The organism is Bacillus sp. OTU530, from assembly GCF_038440375.1.
On record NZ_JASATP010000006.1, the window covers coordinates 209702 to 225508 of the forward strand.

Genomic DNA, 15807 nt, shown 5'->3' on the forward strand with positions numbered 1-15807 from the left:
GTGCACTACACTTTATTTCTAAAATTCCTTGCTGCGTTGAACTCGCTTCTATCTGGAAATTTATACCTTCTTAAAGTGCAAGAAAGCAAAACGAGACGATTCCACTTTTCCCATAGGATACTTTTTCCTATATACTCTGATTCTTATTGTAGCGAAATTCTACAAATGTCGCTAGTTTCTTCTTTTTTTGAGGATTTTCGATTATACTTGATAAAGAATACTCGCCGACTGATAAGCCGTTAGGCGAAGACAGAGGCGTAGTTGCACTTACACTGTATTCCGACAATTTCCGACTACGTCGAATTGACTTCTAGCCGGAAATGTATACTTTCCTACAGTGAAATAAAAACCATTCTGTTCAATAGAGGTGGAAGCGATGAATTGGAAAAGCTTGCTCATCGGTATGGGCTTAGGTGTAACTGCCGGATATTTCGCAGCAGTAAAATTGCAGCAAGGCAGTCATCTTTCGTCCGAAAAAGCATTGCACATGGCAAAAAAATCATTTGAAGATAAAGGTGAAATTACAGGCTCTTGGATTCACATGGTACCAGAGGTGTTAGAACGCTACAATTTAACATACGATGTGTATCGCGGTGGCATTACAGCTCTCATCGACGGTATGCAGGAACGATTTGAATTTTTAGTAGATGCCAAGACAGGAACAATTTTAGAAGTAATTGAAGACTAAAAAACTTGCCAACTGGCGAGCCCTGCCCTTGGGCGAAGACGAAGACGTAGTCGCACTTATACCGTATTCTTAAAATTTCCGACTACGTCGAATTCGTCTCTAGGTGGAAATGTATACTTTCTTACAGTGAAGTAAAGTCCTTCTTATAGGGACTTTTTATTTCCCTCTGCTTCCACCTTTTCCGTTAGCACTCCTTCTCTATCCCACTTAACCGCACGGTAATAATAATCGTGATAAAACGTAAACCAAGCTTTCTGTTCTACACCGTATGATATCCATTGTTGTTTCTGCGAAATGGATGTCATTGGATAATCATCATACGCCATAACCCAAAGAACATTTTGATGCGCATACGTTGGCAATAAGTCCCCAAGATGCAGTAATATTTCCCCCTTGTCCTGCACCAGCACAATTGCATGTCCATCACTATGACCTCCTGTATGCACCATACGTACCTGCTCTGTAATCCTAATATCCTTTTGAAATGTTTGCACCTGATGCACAATTGGTTCCCAGTTCTCTCTCCAATATGTATTTCGTGAACGAATATTCGGACCGCGCATTTCGTTCCATTCAACCTCTGATACATAAATCCTTGCATTCGGAAATACTGACGTTAATTGTCCATTTTCCTTCTTTGTTAAACCGGAGGCATGATCAAAGTGCAAATGTGTCATGAGAACAATATGAATATCCTGAGGTGTTAATCCAAGCTTTGAAAGGGATTCACTAACAGCAGACTCTGCGGTTACCCCTTGATTCCGCTTCATTTTGTCGCTCATTTTATCATTTCCAATTCCCGAGTCAATCAACATATTCCCGTCTTTTGTTTGTAACAAAATTGGATCTGTGCGAAGCGGAATTTGATTTTGTTCATTATATTCGTACTTGCGTGACCAAAGCGGCTTTGGCACCACCCCAAACATCGCTCCGCCATCTAAGTTGCTTCGCCCGCCTGTAAGCCATGTAACACTGATTTCTCCTATCTGCATTGTATCCATGTTACCACTCCCCTTTTCCAGTAATTGTAACATACCTAAAAGAAGTTATTACACAACAAAGCAAAAAACCTGTGCTTCATAGCACAGGTTCATTACGAAATCTTGCTTCTACGCGATAAATACGATTTCCTTTACTTGAGAATTTCTCTTCATACTCCGTCATAATATTACCTTCAAAATCGCTGTTATGCAGATCAAGACTAATATAGTGCAGCAGCATGCCATACTCCGCAAGACTCATAAGAGAATATTCAAACAATCCTTGGTTATCCGTTTTAAAGTGAATTTCTCCATCCTTTACCAGCACTTGCTCATAATTTCGCAAAAACGATTTATACGTTAAACGCCGTTTTTCATGTCGAGCCTTTGGCCATGGATCAGAAAAATTCAAATAGACACGATCAATTTCTTCACTTGCGAAAAATACAGTTAAATCCTTCGCATCCTTATTAATCAGTTTCAAATTCGGCACTTCTTCATCAATCAGCTTTTGTAAGGCATCAACAACCACACTTGAAAATTTCTCAATACCGATATAATTAATATGGGGATGTGCTTTTGCCATTTCATAAATAAAACGACCGCGCCCTGTCCCAACTTCGATGTGAATCGGATTATCATTTCCAAAAAGTTTTCCCCAGCTGCCTTTATAAGCCTCTGGATCGGCAATTACAAATTGCGGATAAGTTTCAATCATTTCCATTGCATATGGTTTATGTCTAAGACGCATCAGTATTCTTCCCTTCTTAATCCAACAAATAAAGAAAACTCGCCGACTGGCGAGCCCTGCCTTTGGGCGAAGACAGAGGCGTAGCCCTACTTATACTGTATTCCTAAAATTTTCGACTACGTCGAATTCACTTCTAGCTGGAAATTTATACTTTCTTACAGTGTAAAAAACCAAGTACACGCGCACTCGGTCTTTCTCTCGTATAAAACAAACAGCAATCACGGAAACTACAAAGGAACAACAAGCAAAGCAGACACAGCTGAAGTTTCTCCCACAGTAAACGGTTCTTCCCACAGAAAGACACTTTTTCTGTTTATAGAGAAGATGCTTTTACAAAAAGGGGCTAGACCGAGTCCGCTAGACAAAGCCCCAAATGTTCTACTTTCTTATTCTTTTACAAAAGGATGTGTTGATATGCCTCTCAACCATGAGCATCAAATGACTGTATTAAAAGACATTCTAACAAATCATCAGTGTGACTGCTGCGGAACTATAGCCGAATGCGAACAAATGGAACGCATTATCAAGTCACTCATGACAAACGACAATGTAGCTGACGATACAAGAACTATGCTGAACGACGTCTATTATTATAGCCAATCAGGAAAATATTCTCCTGATTTAGATCAGCATATTTCGAATCACCAGAATGAACTTTCTCAATGGATTTCTGGAATAGATAGCCTATCCTAAAAGGAGCGGGAGGCTAGGAGGCTTTCTAAGTAATCATGCCAATAGGAAGCTTCCTCCTGCTTCCCCTTTGTTGTATACCACTGCAGAGATATAATAGACTGAGCAATAACGTACCATTCCATACGGCGTAAAAGTGAATTCGTCATCTCAATGTCATAATGCTTCAGCCATGATTTCCATTCACTTTGCGGTACATACCAGTATAACAGCATCCCAATGTCTAAAGCAGGGTCTGCAATAACTGCTCCGTCCCAATCAATTAAATACAACTTATCATCATCAGATAATATCCAGTTGTTATGGTTGACATCACAATGACAAACAGCAAGCTCCTCATGTGCAACCTCCGCAAGCGAACTACGCAAATATTGAAGCCCTTTTTGTACAGCGCCCTTCTGGCTCACCTTCTCCTCTAATATAGAGAGGAGCTCGTTTAAAATATCGTTAGCAAGAAAAGGCTTCTTTCCAAGCTTTTGAATCATTTGCAGCAATGCTTGAGACGAGTGAATTTTTTGTAACAAAAGCGCTACACTCTCGTTCTTCATTTCTGCAGACTCCAGCTTTCTCCCATTTAGCCACGCTTGGGCGGATATTACATCTCCATTTGTCATTCTCTTTGTCCAAAGTAATTTTGGAACAATGCCTTCAGCCGAAAGCACGGCAAGAAAAGGTGACGAGTTCCGCTTTAAAAACAGCTTTCGTTCCCCCTGCTGAGCAATATATGCATCACCTGTCGCTCCGCCGGCCGGTGTCACCTTCCAATCTTCTCCTAACCATTGTTCCAACCATTTCATGTTCATTACCCGCTAACAATTCCTTTTGTTGTAGTGAATTTCCGATCCATCTCTTCCTTGCTGTCTCTATCACGTTTATTATTTCACACCCTGTATACGATACAAAATATAATTGATGATCAGTACTCGTACAGGATTGCAATTTCAAAAATATAGCAGACAGCTCTACTCCTAAGTAAAGATTCCCTTGTCATTCTATGATGCTTTACAGTCCATAAATGAAGCAAGCATACAAAATAAAGAGACGCCCGAGCTGCTCTTTCCTCTATAAAAAAAGAGAGAGCTATTATGGTATTATGACCAAAATAGCTACCTTCATCAATTCTACCTGTATTACATTCTTATCGTCAAGTAGCGATACTACATTTTCGCCAAGACATAGGCGCTAACTGGTGCAACTGCAAATTCTTCTCCCTCATGACTAGTAATAGGAAGAGAACCTGATTCGGTCTCATTGACAAGCACCTGCCATTCTCCCGTACTCGGCAATTTCACTACCTTTGGATCCACACCCGTATTAAATAACACGAGAATCTCTTTCCACTGACCAAAAGCAGCCACATCATGTAAGTGATATAAGATAATAGGTGCAGGAGCATCTAAGAAAGAACAATGCTTTTGAATAAGCTTGGTTGATGCAAAACGAAATGCGCCGTGTGACCTGCGTAAACGAATTAGTCCTTTTACATATTCAACTGCCGCACTATTTTGATCTTTTCGTTTCCAATCAATCTGATTAATATGATCTGGAGAGTTATAGCTGTTTTCAATCCCTTGCTTTGTGCGATAAAACTCCTGACCGGCGTGTAAAAATGGAATGCCTTGCGATAAAAGGGTAATGGCAGTTGCAAGCAGATGACGGTGCTTGCGCAGCGCTTCTGACTCCTCTCCATTACTTTGAGATAGTTTATCCCACATCGTATGGTTATCATGTGATTCCACATAATTAACAGTTTGTTCAGGCTCAGCAAACAAATCCGTGTCGTGCGGCTGCAATGGGACACTTCCTCTAATTACTCGCTTAACCTCATCTAGATGACTGCAATTACCAAATGCATAGCCCTGGTCAAAGATCGAAAAAGTACTCCCCTTGATGTAATCCCGAAATCGATCATTAAAATGCGCAATTCGCGGCATATATTTGGCATTTCCCAAGGTTGCCTTTTGATCAGCAGGAAGCGGTGTATTTAAGTCCCAACCTTCCCCAAGAATTAAAACATCGGGTCGAATGGCATCAACAACGCGGCGGACTTCGTTCATTGTCCCCCAATCCAAAATTCCCATTAAGTCAAAGCGAAAACCGTCTACGCCGTATTCCTGCAACCAGTACTGCACAGAATCCAAAATAAATTTACGAACCATACGCCGTTCAGATGCAATATCATTCCCCACCCCTGTTCCGTTTGAGGGCATGCCATTTGCATCATGACGGAAGTAATATCCTGGTACAAGCTTCTCAAATGATGATTCCTCGCGTATATATACATGATTGTATACAACGTCCATAATAACCCCAATACCGCTTTCGTGCAGAGCTTCAATCATTTGTTTTAATTCAATGACGCGGCTGTACGGATCAGCTGGATTTGTTGCATAGCTTCCTTCTGGCGCATTAAAGTGGAGAGGATTGTACCCCCAATTATATGTTGCCTTAGGATTTTGCTCATCCACTTCTCCAAAGTGGTTAAACGGCAGCAGCTCTAAATGCGTAATTCCAAGCTCCTTCAAATAGGAAAGACCTGTTGTTGTCCCTTTTGTGCTCATCGTTTGCGTCTCAGTCATGCCTAAATATCTTCCTTTTTGCAGGACTCCGCTATCTGGATGAACTGTAAGGTCTCGAATATGTGCTTCATAAATAATAGCATCTGTAAAATTAACAAGGGACGGGCAACCTATTGTTTGCTTCTCTCTTGTTCTTTCCATATTTATAACGACTCCATGCTCTCCATTAGCTGTGATTGCTTTTGCATATGGGTCCGTTACCTCGCGCCACACAAGGTTAACACACACGACAAAAGTATATCGCGCACCCTCCCAGTCCCCGGAAAGTCTATAGCTCCAAACCCCATTTTCTCTGCGAGTCATATCATGATCAATGTACCCATCCTCTTGATACACACGCAGTTTCATCAAAGAAGCTGGAGGAGACCACACCTTAAATATACTTTCTTGTGCTGTATAGGTAACCCCTAGATCATCTCCGTCATAATAATACGCCTCATCAAACTCCTTCGTACGAATAACAGCGCCAATTTGCAAGTCTGTCTCATTTTCCCGATCATCAATTACAAGGTAAGGCGTTCCAATCTCGATATACTCGCTTGCTTTGCATTCATACTTGGTAAAGCCGGGAAGATTGTGTACGTGTATTACTTGAAGCTGCCATTCCTGCTTTCCCTTCCGTAGGAGAAATTGGCTAGAAACACCGTACGAGTGCGGCAGTAATACAACAATATAGTCCATACCGTCTAAATACGCCTCAAATAGACGTTCAATCTTCAGCATACCGTGCTCACCATCCTTCCCTTCGTTCTCCAAATTTATATTACTTCTTCAGTCTGCCAACTTCTATGCAATACCAATACAAAAAGAGAGAAAAAATTTCCCTCCGGGGTGAGGAACACCCAGAAGGCTTCCATGAATCAGCTTCGCTAAAGCCGCATGTTTTGTAAGCAAGTCATTGTACTCTTGGAACAAAACGAGTCGTGTTCCACTTTCTTATTTGTAACAGTATATTCACATTTTAAGTAAACGGTTTCAAGATTCAGACAGAAGGATACTAAAAATCTCCTCATACTTTGGCGTCCGTTGCAAATGACTTTTGTATAATGTAATTTTCTCAACCAAAAATGATAGCTCATGGTTTTTTCGCTGCTGCAAGTCTGTTAATGGATATTCGCCGCGCCATCTTCTCGCTAGTGTAATATGGGGACGATACGGACGTGTTTCAAGTGAAAAGCCAAGAGCTTCACAAAAATTGTACACTTGTTTTTGCAAAGCAAACAGCTCAGGCGGATGCGTAATCCCAGCCCATAAAACCCGAGGACGTTCAGCTAACCCGAAGGCTCCAATTCCTTGTACAGTAATAGAAAATCTTCGATTGATAGAAAGCTGCTGCATCTCCTCCTGTATACGAGATAACAAGAGGGATGACACCTCTCCTAAAAATACGAGTGTAATATGATAATCGTCATGGTGCACCCATGACTGAAATGGAAGCTCCTTTTGGTGCTGCTGCCTCCATGCCTCTAAAGCATCCTTCACCGTTTCCGGCAACGAAACAGCAAGAAAGTAATGTGACTTCATCATGCACTCTCCTTTCTTTCTAGCCCTTCCTCTATTTGTTTTGTTCGCGCCGCTTCTAGCAGAAATACTAATAGACCGCCCATTGTTAAAATGAAGTAAGCTAAGTATACGCTTTGGATTCCAAATCGGTCTAGCAGGAAACCGCCGATAAACGTACAAAACCACGCCCCAACCCCTCCGCCAGCTGTGGCATATAATGATACAGCTGTGGATTGCATGGAAGGCGGAGTCATATCCCGAACATACTGTAAGGCAGTTGGAATAAATAAACCAACCGATATCCCTTGCGAAATTGTCGTTGCATATATAATCGCTAAAGGAGGCTCAAAAAAGTATAATAGCCAGCGCAGCGCGGAGACTGAAGCAGCAAGAATAAGGATTCGATTCATGCCCGCCTTCTGAATCCAATACGCTGCCATTCTCATAAACGGAGCTTCACTGCCAGCGGCCAACAAAAATGCAAAACCGATACCGGTCATCGTCCCCCCTAGCTCTGAGATAAGCAAACCAAGGTATGTATTGCTTGCTTGAGATGGGCCGAAAATTAGAAATGTACACACTAAAAACACAGCAAACTCACGCTTCTTCAGCAACGTTTTCGCACCCTCTATAATATTGGCGCGAAGGGGTGTTCCCTGCTTTGGCAAAAGCCCTGTTAATAACGCTGCCATAATCCAAACAAAAGTAAATATGTAGAAAATTACATGAACACCGAAATAATCCGTTGCTTTCCCTGAGATTAATACGGCTGCTGCATAACCAAGCGCTCCATACAAGCGAATGGCTCCATAATTGCCGCCCACCCTTTGTACGTAACTGAGCGTAATGCTATCTGAAACAGGTATAACACCGCTTTGTCCAAATGCAAGCAAAACAGCAATGAGAAGCAGTAGTGGATATACTACGGTCATGGAATACAAAAAAGCCATCCCTGCAGTCACAAGCAGCGTTAGAAGCAGAATTTGCCGGGGCCTTTGCGTATAATCACATAGCATTCCCCAGAGTGGCTGAGCAAAAATCATAATCACCGGACCAATGGACATAATATTTCCGACTTGTACACCCGATAAATGCACATATTCCTTTAAGTATACCCCAAGTAACGGAAACAATGCTCCTAGACCAAAGAAAACAACAAAATAATATAAACGAAATACGTTTCCGACATTTCGCTTTTCCATCTGTGTAGAGATATTCATATTTCTTCCTCCTTATCAGAAAAGCGGACACATCCCTAAAAAATGTCCCTTTCCCACGCTATAAAGCAAAAAGAAGCCCGCTCCCCTTCCCGGAGAGCGGTATGCTTATCCTTTAAAAAAAGCATAAATTTCTAGCTAGAAGACAATTCGACGTAGTGAGAAATTTTAGGAATACAGTATAAGGGCAACTACGCCTCTGTCTTCGCCTAACGGCTCGCCAGTCAGCGAGTTTTCTTTATTTCGCCAATTCATAAATCGCTTGTGCATAAATAGCAGTTGCCCTTAGCAAATCTTCAATCTCGATATACTCATCTTTTTGATGCGCAAGTTCTTCCTTTCCCGGAAATAGCGGTCCAAACGCTACACCTGCTTGTAGTGAGCGAGCATACGTCCCTCCACCGATTGCCAACAGCTCAGCCTTTTCTCCCGTTTGTTCTTCGTATACCCGCTGAAGTGTCCGCACCAACACATGCTCTTTATCTACATGATGCGGTTTAGAATCAGAGATATCTCGTACTCCAAAGCCTTGAGCTCCTACAGAGTTACGTAAAACTCGCAAGGTATCCTTTAAATCTGTCGTAACTGGATAGCGAATATTAAGACCGCATGTACCTCCTTCCTCCTTTCTATAGGAAAGAAGACCAACGTTAACAGTTAAGTCACCAGTAATATCATCGTTATACTGTATGCCTAAATGTATACCTCTAGTATCACTTCCAAAAGATCGGGAAACAAAACGTACGAAAGCAGCACCTTGCTTATCCAATTCGTGTTCTGCTAAAAATCCTGCTAAACGCACACCTGCATTCTCACCTTTTTCTGGAGTTGATCCATGTGCGGAACGCCCGGTTAACTCAAGCTCTACCTCATCGCTGCTCATATTTGCTTTCCCTCTGTATCCCGCAGACTGCAGCCACGCTTCATATACAGCAGCAAGCTGCTGCGCTTGTTTTGTTTGTACTATTGCCTTCGCATAATCTGGTACCATATTCAGTCGTCTGCCTGATTGGAACGATAAAAGTACATTTTCCCCATCAGTAGGGGAGGGCTGCTGCGCTAGATAGAGATCGCAAATACCTTTTTCCGCATTAATGATTGGAAAATCCGCATCCGGGGCAAATCCCATTGTCGGCATTTCCTCATGACGAAAATAATGCTCTACGCAGCGCCAATGGCTTTCCTCATCTGTACCCAAAATCATTCGAATGCGCTTTCGCAAAGGAAGTCCCAGCTCCTTCACAATCTTCATCGCATAATAAGCAGCCATCGTTGGACCTTTATCGTCAATTGCACCACGCGCATAAATATTACCGTTCCGAATGTCAGCGGCGTATGGATCACTTTTCCATCCATCTCCCTCAGGTACTACATCCACATGACATAATACACCGATTAACTCCTCGCCTTGCCCCATTTCGATATGACCTGCATACCCATCCAAATCCTTTGTTACAAAACCATCCTGCTTTCCCTTCTCAAGCATAAATGAAAGAGCCTGAGCGATACCTTCTCCAAAGGGAGCACCATCACCCTTGGTTGTTTCGTCAAGAACACTTTTCACGCGTAAAAACTGCTGTGTATCGTCAATTAAACCCTGCTGCTGCTTTTGCACCTCTTCTAACCAATTGATACTCGACATCCTACTCACCTCTTCATTAATCTAAAACTATTAACTAAATATATTCCTTTTATGAAATCAAACAAAATACCGTAGAAATATATAAAGAGATCAAATTATTTACAGTCCAATATTCCCCAAAGAAAATAAAGGATTTCCTCATTTTTTGTAGAATTTTTGCTTATATGTATGGAAAATCATAAAAAATATTCTGTGAACATTACACAACATACCTTTTCCATTTTCGATAGACATGTTAAAATCATGTTAAAATTACATTAGTAAGAGCATGAATTTTAGTAAATAGAGTACAATGGAAATAAATAGTTCTCTTTCTCTGTTGGTCAATAAAAAATTCGTAGAGGAGTGGTTTTTTGAAACTCACAACTTCTCGTATGCTAACAAGGATTAAGTCAATTTACATGTACATTAATGAAAAAGGTACTGTTACCACACAAGACCTTGTGGATGAATTCGGTATTACCCCTAGAACGGTACAGCGCGACTTAAACGTGCTGGAGTTCAACGAGCTCGTATACAGCCCGACTCGGGGGAAATGGACAACAACAGGAAAGAGAGTCAAATTAACATCTTAGCAAATAACGCGGTATATACATACCCCTTTCTATAAAATAAATAGAAAGGGGCCTTCTTTGTGAGGATAGGAACATATATCTTTTGACAACCATTGCCTAGCCCTCGACTACTCCTGTCTTCAGAACAAGCTATACCTCTACGCGGTATTCCTTTAGCTGCTGCACTTCCTCATCCGTCAGCTCACGATATTCTCCAAGCTCTAAATCGCCAAGCGTAAGCGGGCCCATCTCAGTACGCTTCAAATATGTTACCTTTTTTCCGACTGCTTCAAACATACGCTTTACTTGATGAAACTTCCCTTCTGTGAGGATAAGTTCAATTTCCGACGTTTCCCCACGCCGCAAAATCGTGAGTTCTGCTGGCTTTGTTTCGTAACCATCATCAAGCACAACTCCTTTTCGAAACGCCTCGATATCCTCCTCTGTTACCCGACCGTGCACGTGCGCATAATACTTTTTCGGAACATGTTTTTTGGGAGAAAGGAGCTGGTGCGATAAATGCCCATCATTTGTGAGCAGCAACAAGCCTTCCGTATCAATATCCAAACGTCCAACAGGAAATGGTTCAAAAATCAAATCCCCGTGCTCAAGCAAATCAATCACGGTCTCATGAACATCATCCTCTGTTGCTGAAATCACACCTGGCGGCTTATGCATCAGCAAGTAAACAAATTCTTTATATTCGACAACTTCACCGTGTACCGTAACCTCCTGCTCATTTACATCAACATGCTGCTTCGCATCCTTTACCGGTACACCGTCTACCTGTACCGCCCCATCCTTTAACAGCTTTTTTACTTCTTTACGGCTGCCATAGCCCATATTAGATAAAATTTTATCAATTCTCATTCTGTCACCTTCTTTATGCTTATCAATATGAAAAACGGATCTAGCCTGCTTTGCTCCTATAACAAAGAAAACTCGCCGATTGGCGAGCCCTGCTCTTGAGCGAAGCCAGAGGCGTAGTTGCCCTTATACTGTATTCCTAAAATTTCCGACTACGTCGAATTCACTTCTAGTTGGAAATTTATACTTTCCTACAGTGTAAAATATTCCCCAGCATCAAAAGCATTTTTGCCTTTTTATGTTGAGGAATATCTTACAGAAAGAGGCTGGTTTAAAGAAAACAGAGGCGTAGTTGCCCTTATACTGTATTCTTAACATTTCCGACTATGTCGGATTCACTTCTAACTGAAAGTTTATACTCTTACAGTGCAAAAAGAAAGCTTATGCCCCTTTTGCCTTTATCTTAAATCTTCTTCCAAATCTCTGTTTTAGTCTATCCAAAAGCTCGTCCCCAAATATCCGCTGCAGCATGCCCGTCCGAATCGCCAGGAAACCATAGACAGCTACACCAATGATTGCCCCCGCTGCAACAACAACAGCAGCTGCAAGCTGACTTTTGGAATTTCCAAACAGCGGTGACAATCCCCATTGCACAAGCTTTACAACAATTGTCATTACGCCACTTAGAATAGCTATCTGGAATATCCGTTTATACACGAGCGTAAAATCAAAGTTTGCATACTTACGAATCTGTACATTTGTATACAAAATGGAGACCAAAAAGCCGATGCCCGTACTGAGAACAGCACCAACAGTTTCGAAATATCGAATCAATACAAGATTCCCAATCAGCTTTAACGAGATACCAATCGCAAGTGCGATAATAGCATGCCTCTGCTGATTGATTCCTTGCAAAATAGCAGCTGTTACAGAAAATAAAGCAAACAGCATCGCCACTGGTGCATACCACATCAAAATCTGACCGCCAAGCTCACTCGCACCATAAAACGCACTATAAATAGGATACGCTAGCGCTGAGATACCAACCACGGCAGGAAACGTGACAAACGCATTGATTTGAAAAGTTTGCGAAATTTGTTTTTGCAGCAAGGCAGCATTGCGCTCTGTAAACGATTTGGTAATCGTTGGGACAAGCGTTAAGCTAAAAGCAGTTGCGAGTGAAACAGGAATCATAATGAGCTTGTGCGTCCACATCGTGAAAATACTGTAGGCCGCTTCAGCAATTTTCCCTTCACCAATTGCCAGCATCATGCGGTTAAAGGTTACAGTATCCACAGCCTGATATAATGGAATCGTCAAACCAACCACCACATATGGAAGTGCATAGGCAAACAATTCCTTAAAAAGCTGTCCTGTGCTCACGCTAGACGGCTGCACTGTCTGAGATTCCAGCAATCGGTCTAAGTGCGGCTTTCGCTTCTTCCAATACACTAGCAATACGCCAAGTGCCCCAAGCGCTGAAATAAAGGCAGCGAACGTCGACACACCAATGGCAGTAGCGACAGTACCGTGCAAAATTTTAATTACAACAAAGCTGCCGCCAAGAAGGATTACGATACGGATAATTTGTTCAATAATTTGCGACACAGTCGTCGGTCCCATAGACTGATGACCTTGAAAAAATCCGCGAATCAAGCTGGCCGCAGGAACAACAAGAAGTGCAAAGCTGACAAGACGAATAATTAGCGTTACTTCCTCCACTGTATTCTCCAGGTTCCCATTGCCAAGAAACGCCTTAGCAAACAGCGGAGCCGTTATGTAGAGAACAGCAAATGAAAGAATTCCCATCACGATCATCAGCTTCATACCAGAACGAAACATTCTCCTGCTTGTTGCGTAGTCGCCAAGTGCATTATATTTCGAGATGAATTTGGCAACCGCAAGCGGTACACCCGCCGTTGCAACGCTTAAAAAAATAGTATACGGGACATACCCATAATTATATAGGGCGCCGCCATTTGTGTGTACTAAAGCGTGAAACGGAAATACATAAATCATACCTAAAAACTTTACTAAAAACGTTCCAAGCGTCACAATAAGCGTGCCGCGCAAAAACTTCGAATCGGACATCAAAAAAGCCCCCTCATGCATTCTAACCCTAGTATTGTATCACAATTGCTGTTAGTTTCTAAAGACAGGCCTCGTTTTTCTTTCATTGTAGGAAATTTTCGAAATACAGTATAAGGGCAACTACGCCTCTGGCTTCGTCCAAGAGCAGGGCGTCAGGCGGCGAGTTTTCTTTAAGAAATTTACATGTCCCGTATCATAATTTTTTTGTTGCATAATAAAATAAAGCAAATCACTCTCTTTTGAAGGGAGGGGGAAGGTGTGGAGAAAACACTGAAGATTGATATTACTGAAAAAGTAACAGCGAAATTTAAAGGAGAATATTTGGAGTTATATTCTCATAAATTTAGAATTGGCAAGTTTTATATACATGCAGACAAGAAATATGATTTAGAAGAAGGATATATATACGAAAACGGAAGATTTTATCGATTGATTCAGACGCGTCGTGATAGAAATCATTCAGAAGAAAGCAGTGTAGGATGGTGCTGAGATGATTCGGGTGAAGATATTTGACGAAGGTCATGAAAAAGATTTAGAAGAATCAGTGAATGTATTTTTAAAGAAAATAGATGAGGAGAATGTAGTAGATATTAAATATCAGGTTGCAGTTTGCAATAATGATGAGGAGAATCAAATCTACTGTTTTTCTGCTATGATTGTATACAGAGCCTAACAATCCGTTAGGCTCTCTTTTCATATTTTAAGAAAATATAAAATTCCAGATCAAAGCAAATTCGACGTAGCGAGAAATTTTAGGAACAAAGTATAAGAGCAACTACGCCTCTGTCTTCGCCCAAGGGCAGGGCTCGCCAATCGGCGAGTTTTCTTTACAAGATAAGAAAGTATAACTTTTCGGGGGGATGTCTAGCCCCCAAGACCCGCCTTTCTTATTTGGCATACCGCGCTGCAGATGTACCTGCAATTCGTCCTGTTACGAGTGCTGCGGTAATGTTGTAGCCTCCTGTGTAGCCGTGAATATCAAGAATTTCCCCACAAAAATATAAGCCATTCATCAGCTTAGAGGCCATTTCTTTTGGAGAAATTTCTTTGACTGACACGCCTCCTCCTGTAACAAAGGCTTTTTCTAAGGACTGTGTACCATTTACAGTGAACGAAAAACCTTTCAAGTCCTTTATAACGCTGCGAATACTTTCAGCTGACAGCTGTCCGGCAGCATGTGCTGGATCAATATTGTTTTTCTCAAGCAAAAAGAGAAGATATCTTTCAGGCACGTGGCCCTTTAACACATTTTTGATTCCCTTTTTCGGTTCGTTCTTAATTTGCTGGATAATGCGCTGGAATAACGGTTCTTCTTTTTCCTCCGGCAGTGCATCAATCCGCATCATTACTGTCTTTGTTTGAAATTTTTTCATGGTTTTTACTACATATTGGCTGCAGCGGAGAGCCGCTGGACCAGAAATACCGAAATGTGTGAAAATCATATCCATCACATGTGTTTTGACAAGTTTGCCTTTCGGATCTACTACGCTTAGAGCAACATTTCGGAGGGAAAGTCCTTGCAGACTGCGATCTTGAATAAACGGTTCGCTGGACGTAATCGGCACTTCTGTCGGAAACAGCTCCGTAATCGTGTGTCCCGCTGCTTCCGCCCAAGCATAGCCGTCTCCAGTAGAGCCTGTATGAGGCACTGATTTACCGCCGACGGCAATGACAACGTGCTTCACAGGGATTACTTCGCCTGTTTGCAGTATAACTGCTGCTGTTTGTCCATTTTCATACTGTACAGTTTGGACAGGCGTATTTATACGAATCTCAACCTGCAGTTCCTTTAACCTGCGCAGCAGTGCATCTACAACAGACTGCGCTTTATCGGAAACAGGAAACATCCGCCCATGATCCTCTTCCTTTAGATGCACACCAAGCTTTTCAAAAAATGAGATAATATCTTCATTATTAAAAATAGAAAATGCGCTATACAAAAACCGGCCATTGCCGGGAATATGCTTAACAATTTCATCGACAGGAAGACGATTTGTGACATTACAGCGACCACCGCCGGAAATGGCGAGCTTTCGTCCGAGCTTGTCCCCCTTATCAAGAAGGAGCACCTTCCCCCCTTCCTCAGCCGCGCCAATTGCTGCCATTAAGCCAGACGGTCCGCCGCCGATTACAATTACATCATAGTTCATACGATCACCCTTCATAAGAATTACTGTAAACTAAGCATAGCAGAAAGGAAGGAATAAAGAAAACTCGCCGACTGGCAAGCCCCGCTCTTGAGCGAAGACAGAGGCGTAGTTGCACTTATACTGTATTCCTAAAATTTCCGACTACGTCGAATGAC

15 protein-coding genes are annotated in these 15807 nt (G+C 41.9%); 5 read left to right on the plus strand and 10 right to left on the minus strand.

Translation table 11 applies throughout. The features are described from left to right. The first annotated feature begins 376 nt into the window (after window positions 1-376). A complete protein-coding gene (locus AAHB12_RS06800) occupies window positions 377-688 on the plus strand; it encodes a PepSY domain-containing protein (RefSeq protein ID WP_129727859.1) in 312 nt (103 codons plus the stop codon). A 143-nt stretch (window positions 689-831) separates the two neighbouring features. Here the strand turns inward: AAHB12_RS06800 and AAHB12_RS06805 are convergent, their stop codons facing one another. Both AAHB12_RS06805 and trmB read right to left on the minus strand, forming a co-directional pair. Further along, window positions 832-1689 (minus strand): YtnP family quorum-quenching lactonase, encoded by an 858-nt coding sequence (locus tag AAHB12_RS06805; protein ID WP_342044721.1) that lies wholly within the window; start codon window positions 1687-1689, stop codon window positions 832-834. Window positions 1690-1765: 76 nt separating this feature from the next. Further along, window positions 1766-2419: a tRNA (guanosine(46)-N7)-methyltransferase TrmB gene (gene trmB / locus AAHB12_RS06810; protein ID WP_342044722.1), complete on the minus strand. Its 654-nt coding sequence runs from the start codon at window positions 2417-2419 to the stop codon at window positions 1766-1768. Window positions 2420-2833: 414 nt separating this feature from the next. On the opposite strand from trmB, the gene AAHB12_RS06815 reads away from it, so the two are divergent. Beyond that, on the plus strand, window positions 2834-3112 hold the full coding sequence (locus AAHB12_RS06815) for a YtzH-like family protein (protein ID WP_129727862.1): 279 nt from the start codon (window positions 2834-2836) through the stop codon (window positions 3110-3112). Here the strand turns inward: AAHB12_RS06815 and AAHB12_RS06820 are convergent. The 5 genes from AAHB12_RS06820 to pepV form a co-directional block, all read right to left on the minus strand. Then, window positions 3109-3912 carry a phosphotransferase family protein gene (locus AAHB12_RS06820; protein WP_342044723.1) on the minus strand — a complete coding sequence of 268 codons (804 nt, stop codon included), beginning with the start codon at window positions 3910-3912 and terminating at the stop codon, window positions 3109-3111. The genes AAHB12_RS06815 and AAHB12_RS06820 overlap by 4 nt on opposite strands. 354 nt (window positions 3913-4266) lie before the next feature. Continuing rightward, window positions 4267-6411 carry a type I pullulanase gene (gene pulA / locus AAHB12_RS06825; RefSeq protein ID WP_342044736.1) on the minus strand — a complete coding sequence of 715 codons (2145 nt, stop codon included), beginning with the start codon at window positions 6409-6411 and terminating at the stop codon, window positions 4267-4269. 252 nt (window positions 6412-6663) lie between these two features. Next, on the minus strand, window positions 6664-7215 hold the full coding sequence (gene thpR / locus AAHB12_RS06830) for an RNA 2',3'-cyclic phosphodiesterase (protein WP_129727864.1): 552 nt from the start codon (window positions 7213-7215) through the stop codon (window positions 6664-6666). Beyond that, window positions 7212-8411: an MFS transporter gene (locus AAHB12_RS06835; protein WP_342044724.1), complete on the minus strand. Its 1200-nt coding sequence runs from the start codon at window positions 8409-8411 to the stop codon at window positions 7212-7214. The genes thpR and AAHB12_RS06835 overlap by 4 nt, the downstream gene beginning before the upstream one ends. A 235-nt stretch (window positions 8412-8646) precedes the next feature. After that, on the minus strand, window positions 8647-10050 hold the full coding sequence (gene pepV, locus AAHB12_RS06840) for a dipeptidase PepV (RefSeq protein ID WP_342044725.1): 1404 nt from the start codon (window positions 10048-10050) through the stop codon (window positions 8647-8649). A 353-nt stretch (window positions 10051-10403) separates the two neighbouring features. On the opposite strand from pepV, the gene AAHB12_RS06845 reads away from it, so the two are divergent. Next, window positions 10404-10625: a DeoR family transcriptional regulator gene (locus AAHB12_RS06845; RefSeq protein WP_129727866.1), complete on the plus strand. Its 222-nt coding sequence runs from the start codon at window positions 10404-10406 to the stop codon at window positions 10623-10625. A gap of 129 nt (window positions 10626-10754) precedes the next feature. Here AAHB12_RS06845 and AAHB12_RS06850 read toward each other — a convergent pair whose 3' ends face one another. Together AAHB12_RS06850 and AAHB12_RS06855 are read right to left on the minus strand one after the other, a co-directional pair. After that, window positions 10755-11474, minus strand: coding sequence for a pseudouridine synthase (locus AAHB12_RS06850; protein ID WP_129727867.1), 720 nt, complete (start codon window positions 11472-11474; stop codon window positions 10755-10757). A 378-nt stretch (window positions 11475-11852) separates the two neighbouring features. Further along, complete coding sequence (locus AAHB12_RS06855) at window positions 11853-13502, minus strand: putative polysaccharide biosynthesis protein (RefSeq protein WP_129727868.1); 1650 nt, start codon at window positions 13500-13502, stop codon at window positions 11853-11855. Between the two features lie 258 nt (window positions 13503-13760). Here AAHB12_RS06855 and AAHB12_RS06860 point away from each other — a divergent pair, with 258 nt between their 5' ends. Beyond that, a complete protein-coding gene (locus tag AAHB12_RS06860) occupies window positions 13761-13991 on the plus strand; it encodes a DUF2553 family protein (protein ID WP_129727869.1) in 231 nt (76 codons plus the stop codon). A 1-nt stretch (window position 13992) separates the two neighbouring features. Continuing rightward, the gene (locus AAHB12_RS06865; RefSeq protein WP_129727870.1) at window positions 13993-14175 is read left to right on the plus strand and encodes a sporulation protein Cse60; all 183 of its coding nucleotides are present in this window, start codon (window positions 13993-13995) and stop codon (window positions 14173-14175) included. Between the two features lie 214 nt (window positions 14176-14389). On the opposite strand, the gene AAHB12_RS06870 is transcribed toward AAHB12_RS06865, so the two are convergent. Continuing rightward, the gene (locus AAHB12_RS06870) at window positions 14390-15652 is read right to left on the minus strand and encodes an NAD(P)/FAD-dependent oxidoreductase (RefSeq protein ID WP_342044726.1); all 1263 of its coding nucleotides are present in this window, start codon (window positions 15650-15652) and stop codon (window positions 14390-14392) included. Between the last annotated feature and the right edge of the window lie 155 nt (window positions 15653-15807).

Excerpts from the sequence above, each read along its gene's own strand:
- AAHB12_RS06820 (WP_342044723.1), bottom strand. The coding sequence starts at position 3,912 with ATGAACATGAAATGGTTGGAACAATGGTTAGGAGAAGATTGGAAGGTG.
- AAHB12_RS06855 (WP_129727868.1), bottom strand. The coding sequence starts at position 13,502 with ATGTCCGATTCGAAGTTTTTGCGCGGCACGCTTATTGTGACGCTTGGA.
- pulA (WP_342044736.1), bottom strand. The coding sequence starts at position 6,411 with ATGCTGAAGATTGAACGTCTATTTGAGGCGTATTTAGACGGTATGGAC.
- AAHB12_RS06835 (WP_342044724.1), bottom strand. The coding sequence starts at position 8,411 with ATGAATATCTCTACACAGATGGAAAAGCGAAATGTCGGAAACGTATTT.
- AAHB12_RS06870 (WP_342044726.1), bottom strand. The coding sequence starts at position 15,652 with ATGAACTATGATGTAATTGTAATCGGCGGCGGACCGTCTGGCTTAATG.
- AAHB12_RS06815 (WP_129727862.1), top strand. The coding sequence starts at position 2,834 with ATGCCTCTCAACCATGAGCATCAAATGACTGTATTAAAAGACATTCTA.
- AAHB12_RS06850 (WP_129727867.1), bottom strand. The coding sequence starts at position 11,474 with ATGAGAATTGATAAAATTTTATCTAATATGGGCTATGGCAGCCGTAAA.
- AAHB12_RS06800 (WP_129727859.1), top strand. The coding sequence starts at position 377 with ATGAATTGGAAAAGCTTGCTCATCGGTATGGGCTTAGGTGTAACTGCC.
- trmB (WP_342044722.1), bottom strand. The coding sequence starts at position 2,419 with ATGCGTCTTAGACATAAACCATATGCAATGGAAATGATTGAAACTTAT.
- pepV (WP_342044725.1), bottom strand. The coding sequence starts at position 10,050 with ATGTCGAGTATCAATTGGTTAGAAGAGGTGCAAAAGCAGCAGCAGGGT.
- thpR (WP_129727864.1), bottom strand. The coding sequence starts at position 7,215 with ATGATGAAGTCACATTACTTTCTTGCTGTTTCGTTGCCGGAAACGGTG.
- AAHB12_RS06865 (WP_129727870.1), top strand. The coding sequence starts at position 13,993 with ATGATTCGGGTGAAGATATTTGACGAAGGTCATGAAAAAGATTTAGAA.
- AAHB12_RS06805 (WP_342044721.1), bottom strand. The coding sequence starts at position 1,689 with ATGGATACAATGCAGATAGGAGAAATCAGTGTTACATGGCTTACAGGC.